This is a genomic window from Sporosarcina sp. Y838, from assembly GCF_056786515.1.
Genome location: NZ_JBXCJD010000015.1, coordinates 1 through 20,387 on the forward strand (window position 1 = coordinate 1; position 20,387 = coordinate 20,387).

Below are 20,387 nucleotides of genomic sequence, written 5' to 3' on the forward strand. Positions count from 1 at the left end.
CTTTGCGTCATCAATCTTAATTGAACCGCCGTATACCGAACGGTACGTACGGTGGTGTGAGAGGTCGGGAGTTAATCACTCCCTCCTACTCGATTGTCTCGAATTCAACCGCTCATATATCCTTATCGACCGTCCATAACCCGTGTTCGACCGCCCATAACTCGCGCCTGCTCGTCCTTAACCGGCGGCTGACCGCCCACAACTTGTGTCCGATCGACTAGATAGTGTATCAGTCAGATGACTGTCATGAATTTCTTGTTGAAATATCACTGAATAGACCCATTTTTTCGCATGCGCCTAACACACTTTTTTAGGCTGATACATACTATTTGAATGAAGAGGTGGTGACGTTGAAGAGAGATAATAAAGCTGTCCGATACGATCCGTTTGAAATCGAGCAGCGTGAATGGAGACAAAGGCAAACGAAAGAACGGTTGAAACAGATGTTGACGATTGCATCTCCATTGTTCCTGCTACTCATGTGGGAATTCTTGTCGAGGACTGGAATGATTGATATCCGTTTCTTCCCCCCTCCATCCGCAATTGTAAGTACCTTTTTAGGGATGATTTCCAGTGGTGAAATGTTAGGTCATATCGGCGTTTCATTATATAGGATTTTCGCGGGATTTTTAATGGGCGTCATACCAGGTGTCATCATTGGATTACTAATGGGGCTCTATTCGCCAATCAGGCATTTTGTCTCGCCGATTGTGATGGCCCTGATGCCGATTCCTACACTTGCCTTGCTTCCAATAATTATTATTCTTTTCGGAATTGGTGATTTATCAAAAGTAATAACAATAGCGGGCAGTGTTTTTTTTCCTGTTGTCATCAATACAGCTGCAGGTGTTATTAATATCGACTCTATTTATTTAGATGTAGCAAAAAATTACGGGGCAGGAAAATTGAACTTCTTTACGAAAATTGCTTTACCGGGCGCGATGCCCGTCATGTTGGAAGGAATTCAGATGGGGCAGGCGATAGCGCTACTAACGATTGTGGCAGCTGAAATGATGGGGGCAACATCCGGAATAGGATATCTAATTTGGGTATCGTACAAAGCATTTTTACTACAAGAAATGTATGTAGGGCTCATTCTCATTTCCTTTTTTGGTTATCTGTTCTCTCTATTGCTCCGAGGAATTCAAAAAAAGATGTTACCGTGGAGGTGAGCAGGTGAGCAGAAGAGCAAAAATCGTGATTCAGAATCTGACGAAAGCATTTTACAAGAAACAAGGTAGCGTAACAGCACTGGATGACATTAATCTTACAATCAAAGATGGGGAATTTGTCTGCCTCGTTGGACCGAGTGGATGCGGAAAGTCAACGTTACTGCGCATATTGGCAGGGCTCGAGAAACCGAGTATCGGTGAATTTACAATTGCTACAGATGGAGAAGGCCGTCCGCTACAGTCGATGGTGTTCCAGGAAAAGGGTATTATTCCGTGGCTTACTGTCGAAAAGAATGTGGCATTCGGTCTAGAAATGCGTCATTTACCGAAAAAACTCATAAAAGAACGCACCGCTTATTATTTGAAAAAAACTGGTCTGGAAAAGTTTTCATCCCTATATCCAAAAGAATTGTCAGGTGGAATGAAACAAAGAGTAAGTATTGCGCGTGCATTTGCTAACGATCCAGAAATATTGTTGATGGATGAACCATTTGCTGCACTGGATGAACAAAACAAGTTTATCTTACAAGAAGAGTTGCTGTCCATTTGGTCAGAAACAGGAAAAACAATTTTATTCATTACCCATAGTATTGACGAAGCGTTGTTATTAAGCGATCGCATCTTATTAATGAGTTCGCAGCCGGGTAAAATTATTCAAGAAATCAGTGTCGATATGCCACGTCCTCGAAAAATAGAAGACATACGAGAAAACCCTGTAATGGCCGGACAATTCGTAGAAATATGGAAACACCTGCAAGAAGAAGTACAAAGGTCAAGACGAGAAGTTGAATAGAGAGGGAGAGGTTCGATGGCAAAGTGGATGAAAAGTGGATGGTTGCTATCGTTATTAGCGTTAGCGCTCCTCGTTGGTGCTTGTTCTCCGAAAGAGACAGTAAAACCGGTAGTAGATGAACAAAAGCCTGAAGATACAGTTGATGTTAATCCTTCCGGTGATTTATCACCACTCGAAAAAAGAGCAAAAGTTATTATTGCGGAAGACGGGGCAGCCTCGGGGGCAGGTTTCTACATTGCGAAAGAGCGAGGGTATTTTGAAGACTATAACATCGAAGTGGAGTTTGCACAGTTTGCAAACAGCGATGACATGCTACCAGCACTAGCGGCGGGCGAAGTGGATATTGCGGGCGGTGTATCGACCGCATCTTTCTTTAATGCGATTGCGCAAGGCATTGACGTAAAAATTATTGCAGATAAAGGGCATAACGTACCAGGGAAGTCGTATTTCACGCTCGTTATTGGTAACCATATGGTTGACGTAATTAAAGAGTATAAAGACTTAAAAGGAAAAAAAGTAGGGGTATCTTCTCGCAACTCGATTGATGGATACATTTACGAGGAAATGGTTAAGCACGCAGGTTTGACTCAAGATGATGTCGAGTTCGTACTCATGGCCGATTTCGGAACGATGCTCGGTGCGATTGACAGCGGAACCATCGATGCCGCTATTAATATAGAACCGCTTATCGCACAAGGTGTAGATAAAGGGTTCCACGTTCGGTTCGGAGATGCGACCGATTATGCACCTGAATCCCAAATTGCGATGGTGTTAGGTTCTCCTCAGTTCATGGCCGAGGAGGAAGATATTTCCTTGCGATTCATGTCGGCCTATTTGAAAGGGGTGCGCGATTATAACGATGCATTTATCAAAGGGGAAGGCAAAGAAGAGATAGTAGATATTATGACGAAGCATACAGCGTTAAAAGATGCCGCTTTATGGGATAAAGTAAATGTAACTGGACTCGATCCTGACGGTAAGATGTTCATAGACGATATAAAAAAACAATATGACGCATACAAAGCAAACGGTGCCATTCGTGGTGAAATTGATTTTGATAAAGCGATTGATACTTCAATAACAGAAAAAGCGGTAGAAACAATTGGAGTATATGAGCGCTAATCGGCTGTATCAAAGGCATGACAGAGTTTTTGGTAATAAAATATGCACCTCAAAGAAATTGCCCACACCTTAATTGGTGATGGGCAGTTTCTTTTTTGCTAATGCTGTTTGGAAACTATGTAATGCCATTCCTACAATAATAACAGCGATTCCAATGAGAGAAAGTGTGCCGGGGAGTGCGATACCGAGTATCAGCATTTCGCCAAGCATGACAAAAATGAGTTGGGTGGACTGTGTTGCTTCCACGGCAGCGAGTTTACCCTGATCACCCCGTACACGGTCGGTAGCCATGAAAAATAACGTAGTAGCGATAACGCCCGAGCTGACACCGACTATGAAAGACTGACCAAGTTGGCTCAAGGAAGGAGGCCCAACAGTCCATAATGCATAGATGGAAAAAATAATCCAAACGGGAATCGTCATAAGTGTCATACCGAGCACGCGCTGAAAAGTGTCAAGCCTGCCCCCTAAAAGCGCCATCATTTTCCGGTTGCCAAGTGGGTAAGCAAATGCTGCAATGATGACGGGAATGATACCAAGCAAAAGCGTACGTAACTCGACATTCTGCGCATGCGGTATTTGAATCAGAACGACTCCTGCAAAAATGACGAGTGTAATTCCTAGTGATAGTAGTGGGATTCTTTGTCTAATTTTCATTTCGCCGTCTTTCGTTTTCACAATCAATGTGAACAACGGGGCCAACAAGACGCCAGCCACAATTGTCAATTGCCATGTGCCAGCAAGAAGCCATCCTGGACTGTAAGCAGCCGCGTAGGTAAGGGGGGCGTAGAACAGAACGAAAGCCGTTACACTCCAGATGAAGAATGGGGCAGGTTTTCGGATAAATTCCTTCTTCACATCTCCAAGCCCTTTTCGGTAAGCCACGATAGCTATTAAAAACGGAACCATAAAGAAATACCGCAGGGAAGCACTCCAAAGCCAACTTCCGCCCTCTAATTCCATCGATCTGTTCAAAATGAAAGTCACTGCGAAAAAAACAGAAGAGAGGACACCAATCCACATTTCTTTCAAAGGTCATCCCCCTCTATTTATGCACGTTCTTCAAATAGTTTTACGGTCTCTATAATAACTTGCGTTGCTTTTTCCATGTTATCTACTGAAATATATTCGTATTTCCCATGGTAGTTTTCTCCGCCGGTGAAAATATTGGGTGTCGGCATACCCATATAGGACAATTGAGACCCGTCTGTCCCGCCTCTTACGGGTACGATATTTGGAGTTATGCTGAGATTCTTGAATGCATCAGAGATAATATCGACAATCTCCATGACGGGTTCAATTTTTTCGCCCATATTGAAGTATTGATCTTCAATTTCGAGTGAAATCACATCTTCTCCATATTCCTTCTTTAGCTTGTCAGCTGTTTCAATCATTAACCCTTTTCTCGCTTCGAATGTTTCGCGGTCGAAATAGCGAACAATATACGAAAGCGTTGTTTCTTCCGTAGATCCGTTGACTTGCATTAGGTGGATAAATCCTTTGTAGCCATCCGTCTTTTCTGGGATTTCATCTACAGGCATTGCTGCTTGGAATTGATTGGCCAGTAAAATGGAATTGACCATTTTATCTTTCGCAGAACCTGGATGAACACTAACTCCGCGGAAAGTAACTCTAGCACTTGCTGCATTAAAGCTTTCGTATTGTAGCTCCCCAAGCGGTCCACCATCCATTGTATATGCATACTTCGCACCAAACTTGTTGACATCGAATTTATGCGGACCGCGTCCGATTTCTTCGTCGGGCGTGAAGGCGATACGCAATTTTCCGTGCTTTAAGTCAGGGTTTTCCTTGAAATACTCCATCGCAGTAACAATTTCGGCAATACCAGCTTTATTGTCCGCGCCGAGAAGTGTTGTTCCGTCTGTAGTAATAAGTGTGTGGCCAACATAGTTTTTTAGTTCAGGGAAATTGTCTACGGCCATTATGGTACTGTCATTCAGTTGTATATCGTCGCCGTCGTAGTTATCTATACGTTTTGGGTTAACATTCTTCCCTGTATAATCGGTTGCAGTATCAACATGCGCAAGGAAACCAATAACTGGTACATCGCGATCCGTATTGGCAGGTAGTGTTGCAAATAAATAACCGTGATCGTCAAGCGTAATGTCTTCTAGCCCGATGTCTGCAAGTTCTTTTTGCAATTCATGCAGAAGGTCCCATTGGCCAGGTGTTGAAGGTGTGGAAGTACTGGCTGCATCAGATTGTGTATCAATTTTTGCATAGCGTACAAGACGTTCAAATAATTTTTCTTTCATATTAAAATAAACCTCCTAATAAAGTTCTGATTCATCTATCCTAACAGATTGCTACGGTTTACAGAATACTTTACAATCCGACTACCGATACTGGCGGCTATAAGGGTTTGTGCTGCGTAATACGTCATCATAACGAATGCATCTCGATAAGGGATTTCAAAAACAAACCGATCAATTGCAAGAACTGAATCTGAGAACATGAATAGCAAAGCACCAATAATCGCAAGTTTTAATCTTGTGCGGATGGCCATCCATCCCATCGTTATAATAATACCAATATAAGCAATAATAGCGATACCCAGAACTGTCTGTCCGTTAGAAAACTGTGAACCAGCTATCCATACGGCCATGCAGCTACCATATAGAAGGAGCGGAACTGCTGCCCAGAATGGCATTGACTTGTATGCAACGTGACGGAATGCAAAAATATAAAAAATATGTCCTATGAAAAATGTGATAAGGCCGGGTAAAAACCAATAGATGACACCATCGGCAATCATACAGACGATTAGCCCAGCGATAATGATCTGTTTATATTTACGGGAAAATAGTAGTCTTGCCGTTACTGCAAACAGAATAATGAGTACCATTGGAATGAGTTTCATGAGAATCTTTAGACTGATAGGGTTAGTGGGGATAAAGAAAATATAAATGATTCCCATTACAACAATTGCGGTAAGTAAAAGAATTCGAAACATCAGGATAACCCCCTTTTCTATTACTTTTCGGGAGGTGACCAGTAAAATCCTTCTTTAATTGTCTAGTTGAAGTGGGCAAATAATCATGTGCTTAATACACGGAACAGATTTATTGGGAATTGTAATTTATAGAGAGAGTTGCTCTTCCAAGTGTGCATAGAAAAAAGGCATCACTCTTCAAGCAGATGCCTTTTTAGTCTTTATAGAAATAAAACAATCAATGGGAGATTAGGTAAATCCCCATTGATTGTTAGGTATGCTTTATTAAACGATTGAGTAATTCTTATGTGAAACAACAGTTAAGTTTGAAGCGGCACCAATAAGTTCGGCGTCCTTCGATGTAATTTCAACGATAACGGAGTTCTCAAGTATTTTAAAAATAGTACCATTCACTTCGTGTTCATTACGGACAAACGAAATTTCTTCATCGATTCTGCGCGCTGCGACAAAATCCGATACTTCTTTTTCCCTACGTGGAAAAGCCATTCGAATTCCCCCTATTATCCATTCTCATCTTGCCATCTATTTAATGAGTGCTTTTGGGAAACCCAAAGCAAAAAGTAAAAGTAGATGAAGATGGAAAACAACTAACCGTAAACTATATTTCATGTGTTGTCTACTAATAGTATACCATATTTTAACGAAATTTGCATTAAAGTAGATTTGATGGTCAAAAAGAGGAGTACATTTGAACAATTTTAACGTTTTTCTTAATGAAATATTGTTTAGATACCTTCTTATATAAAAGCATGTCCAATAGTGCTGTAGTTTATGATTACCAAGTAACGAACTTTCATACATTTTAGGGATAGAATACATTTCGTTATAGGAAAATTAGACATGCAGCCTATAGTGCGTCTTTCTTCAATGAAGATAGTATCAAATAGCAATCACATTATAATCTCATTCCATACATCTCAAAAATACAACTCCAGCGCAAGTGCGACAAGGGGTAGCAGAAGCCCTGAGACTAGATGCGAAGCCCGCCAATCCAGGCTCATGGAGAAAGGCATCTCCATAGCGCCAGGCGGTCTACAATCCAGACTCCGAATTACAACCCACTTAATAATCAACACCCTCGGCGTAGGTGTGGCAAAGGCTCAGGGATTTTAGAAATAGACAAAAAACATCCAGTATTGCTTTTATTAAAAGCGATACTGGATGTTTTTTTGTTAGCGAAGCGTTCTTGAAGAGGCTTGTACAATACCTTTCTTCAAATCTCCTATACCATTTTTCTTTCTGACAAAAATGAAGTAAGAAGCAACGGTCAAACCAGCTATGAGTAACGTAAGTACAGCTTGTACTCGCAATGATTCAATGATAAGCATTGCGATAAATATTCCCGCGATGACGACGATGGTTGCGTACGTTAAGTAAGGGAACAGCCACATTCTAATTTGAAGTGCCTCTGGGTCTTCCTTTTCCAGTCGTCTTCGCATCTGTAAATGTGAGAATGCGATGACCAGGTAGACCAGAAGTGCCACAGCCCCGGACGAGTTTATAAGAAATAAAAATAACTTGTCGGGCGAGATATAGCTAAAGATGACCGCGATATATGAAAAGATTGTACTGAATAAGATGGCCCGGATAGGGACGCCACTTTTACTTAATTTTAAAAAGGCTTTTGGTGCATCGCCTTTCTGTGCCATCCCGAACAACATCCGGGAATTCGCATATAGCGCTGAATTTAAGCAAGATAGAACGGCGGTTAAGACAACGAAGTTCATAATCTGTGCCGCGGCAGGAATACTAACATAACCAAGAAAATAGGAGGTTCTCAGTTTCTCTATGATTTATTGTAAGATACAACATGAAATTGATTTAAATAGATAAGACCAGGCATATCTATTATGAATACTTCCCTATAAATGGATACCGAATAGGAACGCTTCCATGAAGAATTTAAGTGGGAGCTAACAATTAGGGAAAACGGGTATTTTCTATGAAACAATTTAGCATGTTCTCGAATTTACTTCAAAAGTATTTTACCGATGTATAGCTACAGGAACTAATCGGTATACCCAAGATAAAATATTTAATTATACTGAATGACAAATGCACGTAAAAAAATATCTATTATGTCAACTTGTATTTGGTGACAGTAGATTCTATGTAATAAAACTAGTATTATTACTTTGATAATCAATATGTCTAAAAATTAAGACTAATCACTCACAATGTGTCTAATTCAATGAAAGCGAATACACAATATAATATTTGTATTGGCAAAACTTATTGTCACTTTATTCTCGTCGTGAATTCTATGTAAAAAAAGACAGGAGGGGTTGTATGAGATATATTAAGTTGTTAATTTTAGTTCCTTTTATTGGTTTTCTGGGTTTTTTACCATGGGCAAATCGCATTGAGCCGTACGTTTTGGGACTCCCATTTTTATTGTTTTGGCTTGTTTTATGGATGGTGCTTTCTCCTTTGATACTAACCATCCTTTATAAGTTGGATCCAGATAATAAGGAAGGTGAGACAGAGTGAATATATCATTAATAATAATCAGTCTATTCCTTCTATTGGCCTTGTCGATGGGAATTTTATCAACAAGAGGGAAAGAGATGAGCATGGAGCAATGGACGGTAGGAGGACGTGGATTTGGTACTCTATTTATCTTCTTTTTGATTGCGGGAGAAGTCTATACGACTTTCACGTTTCTTGGTGGCAGTGGATGGACCTTCACAAGAGGGGCAGCCGTTTACTACGTGCCGGCTTATATCTTCCTTGCCTATGTATTATCTTATTGGCTAGTGCCTAAGATTTGGAAGTATAGTAAAGAAAATAACGTTATTACACAACCGGATTACTTTGCTTCTAAATATAAGAGTGTAGCTTTGGGAATCTTGGTTGCTATCGTAGGTTGCGTAGCGCTTATTCCATACATCGTTATACAGTTTAAAGGACTTGGTATCATTGTTTCTCAAGCGTCGTACGGTACCGTATCCCCAGTTCTCGCCAGTTGTATCGGAGCGGCTGTTGTCGCTGTTTATGTAATGGTCTCAGGTATTCATGGTTCTGCTTGGACGGCAATCTTGAAGGACTTCATGATTTTAATCGTCGTTATTTTTCTTGGTTTATACATCCCTTTTCACTATTTTGGTGGAATCAAGCCGATGTTCCAAGCGGTTGAGATGGTAAATCCTGAATTATTGACATTGTCAACTGCCGGGTTTAGTAATTCGTGGTTTACATCAACGGTCATTTTTAACGCCATTGGATTTTATATTCTTCCAACCTCGTTTGTAGTTATCTTATCTGCAAGCAGTGCGAAAAGTTTGCGGAAAAACGCAATCACTTTGCCTTTATATACAATACTACTGCTCTTCATATTCTTTGTCGGGTTTGCAGCCATTACCGTTATACCTGAACTTGGTGCAGCGCAAGGTGATCTTGCTCTTCTTACATTGGCGATCAAGACGTTTGACCCTTGGATAATTGGAATTATTGGAGCGGCTGGTCTATTAACCGCTTTAGTCCCATGTTCAGTCATGCTTATGGCAAGTTCAGCAGGTCTTACACAAAACTTATATAAAGTTTTCGTCCCTAAAGCTTCTGATAAACATTTGTTGGCTATTTCTAAAGTTTTCATTATCATAATTTCACTTGTCGCTTTATATTTCACAATAACGGGTGGGGAAGCGATGGCTATTTTGAATATTATGTCCTACAGTCTAATCGTTCAATTAGCTCCAGCACTGTTTCTTAGTCTTGGGAAAAACAACATGGTTACAAAAGAAGGAGCATTTGTCGGCATTGTGACAGGTGTAATCGTAGTTTTTATTATGACTCTGAAAGGAATTGGAATTGGAGATTTGCTACCACTGGCACCTCAATGGGTGCAAGATATAAATGGGGCATTTGTTGCTTTAATTTCGAACGTATTGTTGATGTTTGTAGTGAGTTTAGCTTCAAGGGTATTATCTTCAATAAAACAACCCAGAGTTGAAGACGTAAGATAACTATTGACTATTACTATTCGTAAATCGAAAGGAAGAGACGCGAAAATGCTAACGATAAACGCTGAAAGAATAAATGGGAGATTAAAAGAACTGTCTAAAATCGGAAAGATTGGTGAAACAGGTGTTTCAAGACTTGCTCACTCGGTGAAAGATAAAGAAGCTGTTTTAACAGTGAAAGGTTGGATGGAAGATATCGGCCTTGTGGCTAGAATTGATAACTTTGGAAACTTAATCGGACGATTGTCAGGTGAAAACCCGGATGCGCCCGTGCTCATTCTGGGATCACATATCGATTCTCAACCTTATGGTGGTAGGTTTGATGGTGTTCTAGGTGTTCTCGGAGCGCTTGAAGTGATTCAAACATTACAGGAGCAAAAGATTATGCCTTCTATTTCTATTGAAGTAGCAGCATTTTCAGACGAAGAAGGATGTAGATTTAACAAAGGGTTATTTGGCGTAAGAGGGATACTAGGCAAGTTAGAAGAAGGAGAATTAGATCGACAGGACAAAGATGGAGTCACGAGAAAGGAAGCGTTGATTGAATTCGGTTGTGACCCTGATAAGTTCAAGGAATCTGAATATAATCTTTCTAAAATTGCCGCGTTTTTAGAACTTCACATTGAACAAGGACCTGTTTTGGAGGCTAAAGGCGAGGCAGTTGGAATTGTTACTGGGATTTCTGGACCGTTATGGCTGACAGTTGAATTGACGGGTCTTGCGGGCCATGCGGGATCAGTGCCAATGCCAATGCGCCAAGATGCTCTCGTCGGGGCGGCAAAAGTAATTGTTAAACTGAATGAACTGACAAGTAAAATTCCGGGCGCACCGACTGTAGGCACGGTTGGAAGTTTAAAAGTGTTCCCAGATTCACGCAATATCATTCCAGAACTAGTAACATTTACTGTGGATTTACGAGACATTGATGAAACTAGGAGGGATGAGATTGAGGTCGAATTGCGTCAAGCAATTAGCCAAATTGCGACTGAACATGGCTTAACTTATAAAATCACTGAAGACACGAAGAGTGAACCTCGTTTTTCTAACGATAAAATCATGGAGATTATGAGAGCGGGAAGTAAGGAAATGGGAATAAATGCTCCTGAGCTTATGAGTGGACCATTTCACGACTCACTTGCAATGTCCTATGTTTGTGATTATGCAATGATTTTCGTTCGATCAAAAGATGGAATCAGTCATAACCCGAAAGAATATTCAGCACCGGAAGATATTGCGCTTGGAACTGAATTACTGTATAGAACAGTTGTGAAACTGGTAAGCGATGATAGTGTGGGGACGGAAAGTACCGAAGTACCTGAAATAGCCTCAACCTAATTCAAAAAAGTTATTTTGACGGGAGGATGTTTCCATGACTAAAAAGTATTTATTTATTAACGGTGAAGTATTAACGATCAACAATGAAAATCAGATTACTGAAGCAGTTGCAGTGCAAGGAAGGTATATTATTGCTGTAGGTTCAACAGATGAAATCTTAAAACTTCAAGACGAGGACAGTGAAGTTGTTAATTTGGATGGACGCACGCTTCTTCCAGGAATTATCGACTCTCATCTTCATATTACTATGTATGGAACAAATGAACTTTCTATCTCTTGCAAGGATGAATCCATAAAATCGATAGATGATCTTTTACAAAAGTTAAAAGAGCGGGCAGTTAATACTCCAGCTGGGGAATGGATAAGAGCTTGGGGTTATCACGATCAAAAAATAAAAGATCAACGATTCCCTTCTAAAGAAGAGTTGGACGCTGTGTCAACGGAGCATCCAATCATCGTAATTAGAGCTTGTTCGCACCTTTCCGCGGTAAATACTAACGCACTCAACTTAGCGGCGATTGATAAAAATACACCAAATCCAGAGGGGGGTGTCATTGAACGGAATGCAGAAGGAGAAGCAACAGGATTACTAATCGAAAACGCACATATGCAAATGTTTCAACTTGCCGCGTTTTCAGATAAAGAAATTGGGCAAGCACATGCGATTGCTTCAAATCATTTCGCGAAAGCTGGAATCACATCGATTCATGACGCTTCTGGATATGGTACGTCAAATCTGCGTGCCCTTCAACAAGACACATTAAAAGGGGTTATTAAACAAAGGGTATATGCTATGGGTGGTGCATTGAGCGAATCCGAAAACATCGTAAAAGCACTACTAAATTCTGGGTTTGTAACTGGTCTAGGGAATGATCGATTTAAAATTGGACCTGTGAAGGTTTTTCTAGATGGAAGTAGTAGCGGCCCAACAATTTGGACAAGAGAGCCATATACAAGCGATCCAACCAACTTTGGAGTTCATTATTTTGAACAGGAACAGTTAGAAGATTTATTTATTCCTGCACATGAACAAGGTTGGCAAATTACTGCCCATGCACAGGGCGATGCGGCAATTGATATGTTATTAACTTGTATTGAAAATGCAAACCGTAAGTTCCCACGTGAAGATGCACGTCATCGAATTGAACATGCGGGAGTGGCTGCTCCTGATTTAATTGAAAGGATGAAAGTTCAAGGGGTCATCCCGACCCCGAATCCCTCTTTTTTATATGAATATGGAGATGGCTATTGTGAAAATTATGGAAAAAGGGTCGAGCAAATGTATCCGCTTGCAAGTTATTTAAAAGCGGGAGTTCCTGCTGCAATAGCTTCCGACTGTCCGGTTACTGATTTTAGCCCTATGCGAGGAATTCATACCGCACTCACAAGACTTTCACAGACCGGAAGAGTAATTGGAGAAAAAGAGAAGATATCATTAATGGATGCAATTTGCATGTATACAATTAATGGCGCGTATGCTTCGTTTAGTGAAAAAGAAACAGGGTCAATTGAGCCTGGTAAACTAGCCGACTTAATCATCTTAGATCAATCGATAATGCGGTCGAGTATAGCGGGTATTCCATCTATCCAGGTAGAGTTTACGATGATTGACGGTGCAGTTGTATATGAAAAACTGTCGCAAAGTGTAAATTCATGATAGGGGAGTGAAGTCTTGAAAACGATTGAATTACATGGAACATCTTTTGATATTGGATTGGAGCACGGTGTGCAAGGGAAGAAAGAAGTTCATCGTAGTTTGGAAACGTATGAGCAACTTTTTTGGGGTTATGCTTCACTGTCATGGCAAGGTGCAAAAGAAAAAGCGCTTATGCACTTAAATGCAATTGAAGCATACCGTCCTGAATATATAGAGGAAATGGAAGGTATTGCACGAGGTGCTGGTGTGGATTTTGAAGATGTACTGACGCTTAATGCAAGAAGTGAAATAGCACTTACAAACTCCCCTGATGGGTGTACTTCATTGGCTATTACAGAGCCACGAAGTTCGAAAACATGGTTAGCACAAAATTGGGACTGGAAAGGAGAACAAACGGATTCTCTTCTGTTTTTAAAAATCAATCAGCAAAATAAACCTAACATTGAAATGGTTACTGAAGGCGGTATTATTGGAAAGGTTGGTTGCAATGATGCTGGTGTGGGTGTTTGTTTAAATGCGTTGCTAACTCGTACTTGGGAACCAAAAGTCCCGATTCACCTAGGATTACGAGCAATTTTAGATTCTAACACATTTGATGAGGCAGTGTCTTCAGTTAATCAAAATCAAATGGCTTCTCCCGCTCACTTTTTAATCGCCTCAAGAGAGAAAAAGATGATTAGCATCGAGGTGTCACCAATCTTTACCGGACAAATAAAACCGGAAAACGGGGTGCTTATACACACGAATCATATTTGTGAACCTGCTATGAAAAAAGTGGTTATTGATAAACCTCATGATGATTCCTATCAACGCCTTAAAGTAATCGATAAACTTATGAGTTCTCTAAATAGTAAAGTGGATGCTGAAGATATCTTTTCCTTATTAGCTGATCATGATAATTATCCTGATTCTATTTGTAGACATGTAAATACAAATCAGTTCCAACATGAAAGAATGGAAACAGTTTTTAGTATCGTTATGGATTTAACAAGCAACAAGACTTCCTTGGTTTTGGGAAATCCCTGTCTAAAGAAAAAGCAAGGCTTATAATTCAATAACCCGTTCAGTTGAGTGGTATAAAACTTTAAATAACGCCGTAAATATCAATACAAATAACACTAAATTAAAGTACGAATTAGCATTGCTTTTAGCATTGCTTTTTTTATATGTTTATCGAGATATTCCAGTAATAAAAGGAAACTAATAATTACTGTTGTATTATTATCAAAAGATGAATATTTAAAATTCAAAATATTATTAGTAAGCTTTTATTCAACTAACGACGCAGTTTAGTTGTACTAATTGTCTGAAATTTATGGTGATATAAATTGAGAATAGAGTGTTCATAGGGGGGCATGAAACAAACAATTGCTTAGGGTACTTATTTTCTAATCGTAGCCACAGTCACCTATTAAACCATTTTCAATCTGTTCCAAAGAGTAGGAAAAAATATAGAAAAAGACTGGTGATTTGTAAAAAAAGGGAAAATGAAGAACAAATGGACTTTAAAATGACCAAAACACCCATATAACTTTTTTGAAAGGTGGATTATTATGTATATACCTAAACATTTTAAAATCGATGATAAAGAAGTAATTTATGATTTTATAGAAAAATACGGATTTGCAACCCTATTTTCTCAGCATGAAGGAGAACCCTATGCTACTCATCTTCCACTGATGTTGAATGAGTCTAAAGATTCGTTATATGGTCATTTTGCACGTCCGAACGAACAATGGAAGGATGCTGAAAACCAACAAGTCCTTGCGGTTTTCCAAGGTCCCCACTGTTATATTTCACCTACTTGGTACGAAACAACTAAAGCAGTACCTACTTGGAATTATGTGTCTATCCATTTATATGGAAAGATGGAGATTGTCGAAGATAGAAAAGTAATATTCGATACTTTAAATGACTCGGTAAATAAATATGAAAGCCCTAATAGTCCATATAATATAAATGATGTTGAACCTAGTTTTATCGTAGGAATGAGTAAAGGAATTGTAACGTTCAGAATAAAAATCACAAAAATTGAAGCAAAAGCTAAATTAAGCCAAAACCACCCTGTGAAACGACAAGAATTAATTATTAAGCATCTAGAAAACACTTCTCAACAAGATAATATACAAGTAGCATCTCTTATGAAGAAAAATCTATAAAAATGCAAGTAAAAGTCATACCTTATTGAACTCCCTGAAAATAAAAAAACTCATATTATTGATAATAGCGCATAACAAAAAAACTCAGAAAAAGTTTTTTTAAAAAAAGACTGAGCCTTGAGAAGGATAATGTTGAATTGAAAGGTAAATCAAGAATCAGCTCGATTCTTCAGAGAATATAGGTAAGGTTGGTGCAGTTACCAGATTAGGATTAATCCCCCATAAGTACTACCCGTATTGGGTGCGACAGTCTGTGATGCACCGTGGTCGTTGGAGTCAGACTAACGGATGGGCTCTATGGCACCATAGTTCATCGACCTTCTTCGCCAGCCGTAATATCCAATACCTGTTCTGCACACATTTTCATCTTCTGTGGTGTAGCGCTGATTTTGCGCTACATGTAAGGCTAACGGGTGCTTGTACGGCCGAGCCTAGGTCATATCATATAGCGGGTGGGATTCCCGTCGAGAAAGAACTAGCTATTCACTCGCAGCGAGTCTTGGAGGGCTACTGGTAACATTAGCCTTTAAGCGTAGACAGTTAGGTGGCGGGCCGAAAGCCAAATGGTTGAAGGGATAGAGCTCCATAATGTTAGTAAATCGAGAGGGCTGATGCCTTAAACACAGCAGAAAGCAACATTTTATTCATCGTTAAAGGCAAGAAGGATAAAATCTCTCTGGAGTCAGAGACCTTGGGACGTCACACATTGATATGATACGGCAACTCGGGAGACCCTACCGCTCTTTTCTTCTTATAGAAGAGTATGGTGTACAAGCGATAATAAGCAAGGAGGCCAAATGTCGTTGTAGGGAGTCGGATAGCAGCGTAGTACCAATGAGGTTGGGTAATGCCGATGGAGGAAAGGTTGCTGCCAAGTTATCACCCTTACTAGGGACACATTTACTACACGCAGAGGTAGGGATAATAAATGGAAACAAAACTAGTAACGATAGCAGAATTGGCGAAATCTGAGCGAAGGAGATTAGCTATATTTTGTGAATGGTGACTAGGATGAGCCGTGTGCGTAAATAGCGCAAGCACGCTTCTGTGAGGGGGGAGGAACACAATCTACCGCAAGGTAGAAAGGTTCCCTTCTACTCGACTAGTTGAAGAAGGAAGAAGAAAAAGTTAATTATAGAAACAAAAACGCTGAATTATTTCTAGTGTTTTTTTGTTGAATAAATACAATATCCTCCATCTCTAATACCCTTCAATTTGATTACTGGATTAGCAACGGTTTTAACACGATATTTTCACCTTACAATAATTATTGTAGGTCGTGTAATTCGTGTGCCGATTTGGTTATTGAAATAGTTGTGCTTTGTGTTTAAACATTGATGCTTAGGCATTTTAAAGACCGCTAATTTATATGCGAATTGGCGGTCTATTTTTGTGCTTTATCTTGTGTTTTGTACCACTCAACTGAACGGCTTAATAATTCAACTAATGACTTTGTTTTTTTCTGAATAGCGAACCGGCATTACTGCAATGAGAAAAGTCGACTTGTTATTTTATTATTAGTGGGCTTTCAATATAATACAAACTCATTTTGGAAATAAAACCGGTTTTCTCGATTTGAGTAGAACCGGTTTTACTCTCTGTAGATTAGTGTGCTTTCACCAGTTGATAGGCCATGATAGCGACTTCAAGCGCAAGGCGATTCGATGGTGCCATAAAATCTTCTCCTAGCAGTGTTTCCAACTTATCAAGCCGGTGGTAAAGCGTTTGTCTAACGATAAACAGGCGGTCGGCGGTGTCTTTTTTTGAACCATTGCATTCAAGATAGACGCGGAGCGTTTCAAAAAGATTGCTATCCATTTTCTGATCGTAGTTGAATATTTCTGACAAGTAATCCTGGACGTATGATTCAAGGTGGTCACTATTTTTTAAGAGAAGGAGAAGTCTATAAATACCTAGTTTTTCATAGAAGTTTGTTTCCACTATCTTAGATTCGTGTAGCGCAAGGACTTTCTTAGCTTCATGAAAGCCCTTATTTATATCTGCAAAATCTTTGTAAACCATGCTTACTCCGAATGTACACTTGGTCCCATCAATGAAATTTGTGTCTTTCATTTCAACGAAAAATTGGATAACTTGCAAAAAACGAGGGAAAGAAGCCATTAACGATTACGACATACTCTCTAGCTATGACGGTATTCTCGTCCACGACAGTTGGGCAAGATACTTTTTATCAGACTATTCGTTTGATTACGCCCTATGCGGATCCCATCTTCTTCGGGAGTGTCAAGGGATCATTGACTATGACGGACATCAGTAGGCAGTTGAAATGCAGACGCGACTACAAGAAACATAGACCAAGAAGACTAGCAAAGTAAATATCCCAGTAGAAGCACCGGGAATTTCTGAATGGGAAATGCGATGTGATACTATTTTGAGCTTAGATGAAAAGGGGTGGTTTACACCGCCTGATACCAACGCTCACATCAAACATGGACGAAAGAGCAAGAGCAAAGCCGAGAATCTAGACGTACGTTTTCGGCTCCATAAAACCGCCATTTTGTGGTTTATTCAAGATGTCCGTGTGCCTTTTTTATAATAGTTTGACAGAACGAGTTATTCGAATGATGAAAGTGAAACAAAAAAATCTCAGGATCTTCCCGTTCAGTCGGAGGTGCCGAGCAATTTGCGCGAATTCACGGCTTCGTTTCTACTCTCCGAAAACAGAACCGTGAAATCTTTCCTCCCTCAAATCAGTCCAATTCGGACGATTTTCCTATTATTAGGGTCTACCTGAGTAGTTACCTTGAAATATAGTACTACTTTTTTGCGCTAAATGAGCGTCTAGGTTCCGGACGCCAGCCGTACACAGCATGTGAGTTATATAGGCATTGTCGCAGAACACGGTGAATTTACTGTCGCCACGAATGAAAGTGGGAATCTAAATATTGATGAACTTTATAACGTTTCAGAGTGGGTCTGACAAAGTGAACTACTTTCCTTAATATGTGGATTAATCCTGCCCGAAGCTCTCGCTTGAGACGATTGACAGTCACGCCGTCAAAAAAACAGTATGTGATAGCTATTTCCCTAAAAGTGGAGGCGAGCAGACCCCTGTTGGTTACCGTAAGTAGATGCATTCGTAGAACCAAAGTCATGAACAACGTATGGAAGTGATGAACAGGTATAACCGATAAACAGTAATCTACGGGGGGAATAGAAGATTATTGCAGTAAATTGTGTTGGTGTATGAATGATGGAAAGGTTCATGGCTTTCAGAAAAAAACAAAAAACATCCAGTATTGCTTTTATTAAAAAGCGATACTGGATGTTTTTTTCTTTGTTAGGGAAGTGTCCTTGAAGATGCCTGTACAATGCCTTTCTCCAATTCTCCTATACCATTTTTCTTTCTGACAAAAATGAAGTAAGAAGCAACGGTCAAACCAGCTATAAGTAACGTAAGTACAGCTTGTACTCGCAATGATTCAATGATAAGCATTGCAATAAATATTCCCGCAATAACGACGATGGTTGCGTACGTTAAGTAAGGGAACAGCCACATTCTAATTTGAAGCGCTTCTGGTTTTTCCTTTTCAAGTCGTCTTCGCATTTTTAAATGTGAGAATGCGATGACCAGATAGACGAGCAGTGCCACAGCTCCAGACGAGTTTATTAGAAATAAAAATAACTTGTCGGGCGAGATATAACTGAAGATGACCGCGATATATGAAAAGATTGTACTGAATAAGATTGCCCGGATAGGGACGCCACTTTTACTTAATATTAAAAAGGCTTTTGGTGCATCGCCTTTCTGTGCCATCCCGAACAACATTCGAGAATTCGCATATAGTGCTGAATTTAAACAAGATAGAACTGCGGTTAAGACAACAAAATTCATAATCTGTGCCGCGGCAGGAATACCTACATAATCGAGAACAGCGACAAACGGACTGACAAGTAAGTTTGTGGAATTCCAAGGCAATAATGTGACTACAATCGCTATAGAACCGATGTAGAATATGAGAATCCTCCAAATAACGCTATTTGTCGCAATCCGAACCGCTTTTGCAGGGTGGTCAGACTCACCGGCTGCAATCGTAACAATTTCGGTACCCATGAATGAAAAGATGACTACTGTAATGCCTATTAAGACAGAACCAAATCCAGTTGGCATGAATCCACCTGCACCTAAAAGATTCAATGTACCGGGAGCCTCAACGCCAGGATACCATCCGAAAATAACACAAAGACCGAGAACGAGGAACAAACCGATACTTACGACTTTAATAAGGGAAAACCAATATTCAAATTCTCCAAAGGATTTTACTGAAAAAAGATTTGTCAGTGTTAGCAAGATAGTTAAAATTAATGCCATTAACCAAAGTGGAAAATCAGGAATCCAGTATTGCATAATAGCTGCACCGGCAATTGCTTCAATTGCTATAACGACTACCCAGAAAAACCAATATAACCATCCAATTGTAAAGCCTGCCCACGGTCCGATTGATTCGGATGCATAGGTGGAAAAGGATCCGCTTGTGGGATGGGCGGCTGCCATCTCACCGAGCATTCGCATGACTAAGACGACAATTGTTCCTGCAAATGCGTAGGATAGAATCGCGCCCGGCCCTGAAGCGTTAATAACCGCACCACTTCCGATAAACAGTCCAGCTCCGATGACACCTGCAATTGAAATCATACTGATGTGCCGGATTTTCAAATCTGGATTTAACTTACCTTGTTGATGAGACATCTACATTCCCCTTTGTAAAAGTGATTATTCTCTGAAAAAATGTCCATACTCTCAGTTAATTTACCTTAATCTGTCTGGAATGATTTTGTCAATCATGTTCATTTAGAATGAATGGCAGACCTCCTTTTCTATGTAAACGATTACAATATAATAGACTGAATATTCTTTCGAGACGTAAAATAAATCATACAGAAGTGAATTCGGAAATAGATTAGACATTTTGTAAGTGAATAAGATATTAAAATACACGAATTGTTAAATGGGCGCATAGTTAAGCCATTTTAAACACATTAGAACCCAATCGCTGGGTAAGTTCTATTTTACATCTGTTTTAAATGGTTTGGTAAATGTCCTTAACTATGGAAATAAAGCTTCTTGTCGCATGAGATGCTTGATTTGTAAAACCTAAACCAATAATTCGGTAAGCCTCTTCTTCAAATGAGAGGGCAGTGATGCCATCTGACACATTTTTTAAGACAAGTTCGGGACGGATATTAATCCC

General features: G+C 39.8%; 16 protein-coding genes and 1 pseudogene. 10 read left to right on the top strand and 7 right to left on the bottom strand.

What is annotated here, in order from left to right; all coding sequences use genetic code 11:
• Positions 1 to 443: 443 nt before the first annotated feature.
• The 3 genes from AC1TO4_RS15125 to AC1TO4_RS15135 are packed head-to-tail and all read left to right on the top strand — an operon-like array spanning position 444 to position 3,087.
• A complete protein-coding gene (locus tag AC1TO4_RS15125) occupies positions 444 to 1,172 on the top strand; it encodes an ABC transporter permease (RefSeq protein ID WP_482101411.1) in 729 nt (242 codons plus the stop codon).
• A 4-nt stretch (positions 1,173 to 1,176) separates the two neighbouring features.
• The gene (locus AC1TO4_RS15130; RefSeq protein ID WP_482106022.1) at positions 1,177 to 1,965 is read left to right on the top strand and encodes an ABC transporter ATP-binding protein; all 789 of its coding nucleotides are present in this window, start codon (positions 1,177 to 1,179) and stop codon (positions 1,963 to 1,965) included.
• A gap of 27 nt (positions 1,966 to 1,992) precedes the next feature.
• The gene (locus AC1TO4_RS15135; protein WP_482106069.1) at positions 1,993 to 3,087 is read left to right on the top strand and encodes an ABC transporter substrate-binding protein; all 1,095 of its coding nucleotides are present in this window, start codon (positions 1,993 to 1,995) and stop codon (positions 3,085 to 3,087) included.
• A gap of 69 nt (positions 3,088 to 3,156) precedes the next feature.
• Here the strand turns inward: AC1TO4_RS15135 and AC1TO4_RS15140 are convergent, their stop codons facing one another.
• The 5 genes and pseudogenes from AC1TO4_RS15140 to AC1TO4_RS15160 form a co-directional block, all read right to left on the bottom strand.
• A complete protein-coding gene (locus AC1TO4_RS15140) occupies positions 3,157 to 4,119 on the bottom strand; it encodes a DMT family transporter (RefSeq protein ID WP_482106023.1) in 963 nt (320 codons plus the stop codon).
• A gap of 17 nt (positions 4,120 to 4,136) precedes the next feature.
• Positions 4,137 to 5,363 (bottom strand): peptidase T, encoded by a 1,227-nt coding sequence (gene pepT / locus AC1TO4_RS15145; protein ID WP_482106024.1) that lies wholly within the window; start codon positions 5,361 to 5,363, stop codon positions 4,137 to 4,139.
• 35 nt (positions 5,364 to 5,398) lie between these two features.
• Positions 5,399 to 6,061, bottom strand: a complete 663-nt coding sequence (locus AC1TO4_RS15150; RefSeq protein ID WP_482106025.1) for a lysoplasmalogenase — start codon at positions 6,059 to 6,061, stop codon at positions 5,399 to 5,401.
• Positions 6,062 to 6,325: 264 nt separating this feature from the next.
• Positions 6,326 to 6,547, bottom strand: coding sequence for a DUF2187 family protein (locus AC1TO4_RS15155; protein ID WP_482101311.1), 222 nt, complete (start codon positions 6,545 to 6,547; stop codon positions 6,326 to 6,328).
• 686 nt (positions 6,548 to 7,233) lie between these two features.
• Positions 7,234 to 7,824: pseudogene (locus AC1TO4_RS15160) on the bottom strand (amino acid permease); the annotation flags it as partial.
• 526 nt (positions 7,825 to 8,350) lie between these two features.
• Between AC1TO4_RS15160 and AC1TO4_RS15165 the strand changes: the two are divergent.
• The 6 genes from AC1TO4_RS15165 to AC1TO4_RS15190 all read left to right on the top strand — a co-directional run bounded on the left by AC1TO4_RS15165 (position 8,351) and on the right by AC1TO4_RS15190 (position 15,174).
• Positions 8,351 to 8,551, top strand: coding sequence for a DUF3311 domain-containing protein (locus AC1TO4_RS15165; protein WP_482106026.1), 201 nt, complete (start codon positions 8,351 to 8,353; stop codon positions 8,549 to 8,551).
• Complete coding sequence (locus AC1TO4_RS15170) at positions 8,548 to 10,026, top strand: sodium:solute symporter family protein (protein WP_482106027.1); 1,479 nt, start codon at positions 8,548 to 8,550, stop codon at positions 10,024 to 10,026. Before AC1TO4_RS15165 ends, AC1TO4_RS15170 begins: the two co-directional genes overlap by 4 nt.
• Positions 10,027 to 10,071: 45 nt before the next feature.
• The gene (locus AC1TO4_RS15175) at positions 10,072 to 11,358 is read left to right on the top strand and encodes a M20 family metallo-hydrolase (RefSeq protein WP_482106028.1); all 1,287 of its coding nucleotides are present in this window, start codon (positions 10,072 to 10,074) and stop codon (positions 11,356 to 11,358) included.
• 34 nt (positions 11,359 to 11,392) lie between these two features.
• On the top strand, positions 11,393 to 13,015 hold the full coding sequence (locus tag AC1TO4_RS15180) for an amidohydrolase (RefSeq protein ID WP_482106029.1): 1,623 nt from the start codon (positions 11,393 to 11,395) through the stop codon (positions 13,013 to 13,015).
• Positions 13,016 to 13,030: 15 nt separating this feature from the next.
• The gene (locus tag AC1TO4_RS15185; RefSeq protein ID WP_482106030.1) at positions 13,031 to 14,065 is read left to right on the top strand and encodes a C45 family autoproteolytic acyltransferase/hydolase; all 1,035 of its coding nucleotides are present in this window, start codon (positions 13,031 to 13,033) and stop codon (positions 14,063 to 14,065) included.
• 503 nt (positions 14,066 to 14,568) lie between these two features.
• The gene (locus AC1TO4_RS15190) at positions 14,569 to 15,174 is read left to right on the top strand and encodes an FMN-binding negative transcriptional regulator (protein ID WP_482106031.1); all 606 of its coding nucleotides are present in this window, start codon (positions 14,569 to 14,571) and stop codon (positions 15,172 to 15,174) included.
• Positions 15,175 to 16,779: 1,605 nt separating this feature from the next.
• Here AC1TO4_RS15190 and AC1TO4_RS15195 read toward each other — a convergent pair.
• A complete protein-coding gene (locus AC1TO4_RS15195; protein ID WP_482106032.1) occupies positions 16,780 to 17,196 on the bottom strand; it encodes a PucR family transcriptional regulator in 417 nt (138 codons plus the stop codon).
• Between the two features lie 31 nt (positions 17,197 to 17,227).
• Here AC1TO4_RS15195 and AC1TO4_RS15200 point away from each other — a divergent pair, with 31 nt between their 5' ends.
• Positions 17,228 to 17,452 (top strand): IS66 family transposase, encoded by a 225-nt coding sequence (locus tag AC1TO4_RS15200; RefSeq protein WP_482106033.1) that lies wholly within the window; start codon positions 17,228 to 17,230, stop codon positions 17,450 to 17,452.
• 1,023 nt (positions 17,453 to 18,475) lie between these two features.
• On the opposite strand, the gene AC1TO4_RS15205 is transcribed toward AC1TO4_RS15200, so the two are convergent.
• Positions 18,476 to 19,885 carry an amino acid permease gene (locus AC1TO4_RS15205; protein WP_482106034.1) on the bottom strand — a complete coding sequence of 470 codons (1,410 nt, stop codon included), beginning with the start codon at positions 19,883 to 19,885 and terminating at the stop codon, positions 18,476 to 18,478.
• Positions 19,886 to 20,387: the final 502 nt, after the last annotated feature.

Excerpts from the sequence above, each read along its gene's own strand:
- AC1TO4_RS15125 (WP_482101411.1), top strand. The coding sequence starts at position 444 with ATGTTGACGATTGCATCTCCATTGTTCCTGCTACTCATGTGGGAATTC.
- AC1TO4_RS15135 (WP_482106069.1), top strand. The coding sequence starts at position 1,993 with ATGAAAAGTGGATGGTTGCTATCGTTATTAGCGTTAGCGCTCCTCGTT.
- pepT (WP_482106024.1), bottom strand. The coding sequence starts at position 5,363 with ATGAAAGAAAAATTATTTGAACGTCTTGTACGCTATGCAAAAATTGAT.
- AC1TO4_RS15150 (WP_482106025.1), bottom strand. The coding sequence starts at position 6,061 with ATGTTTCGAATTCTTTTACTTACCGCAATTGTTGTAATGGGAATCATT.
- AC1TO4_RS15155 (WP_482101311.1), bottom strand. The coding sequence starts at position 6,547 with ATGGCTTTTCCACGTAGGGAAAAAGAAGTATCGGATTTTGTCGCAGCG.
- AC1TO4_RS15165 (WP_482106026.1), top strand. The coding sequence starts at position 8,351 with ATGAGATATATTAAGTTGTTAATTTTAGTTCCTTTTATTGGTTTTCTG.
- AC1TO4_RS15175 (WP_482106028.1), top strand. The coding sequence starts at position 10,072 with ATGCTAACGATAAACGCTGAAAGAATAAATGGGAGATTAAAAGAACTG.
- AC1TO4_RS15180 (WP_482106029.1), top strand. The coding sequence starts at position 11,393 with ATGACTAAAAAGTATTTATTTATTAACGGTGAAGTATTAACGATCAAC.
- AC1TO4_RS15190 (WP_482106031.1), top strand. The coding sequence starts at position 14,569 with ATGTATATACCTAAACATTTTAAAATCGATGATAAAGAAGTAATTTAT.
- AC1TO4_RS15195 (WP_482106032.1), bottom strand. The coding sequence starts at position 17,196 with ATGGTTTACAAAGATTTTGCAGATATAAATAAGGGCTTTCATGAAGCT.
- AC1TO4_RS15200 (WP_482106033.1), top strand. The coding sequence starts at position 17,228 with ATGAAATTTGTGTCTTTCATTTCAACGAAAAATTGGATAACTTGCAAA.
- AC1TO4_RS15205 (WP_482106034.1), bottom strand. The coding sequence starts at position 19,885 with ATGTCTCATCAACAAGGTAAGTTAAATCCAGATTTGAAAATCCGGCAC.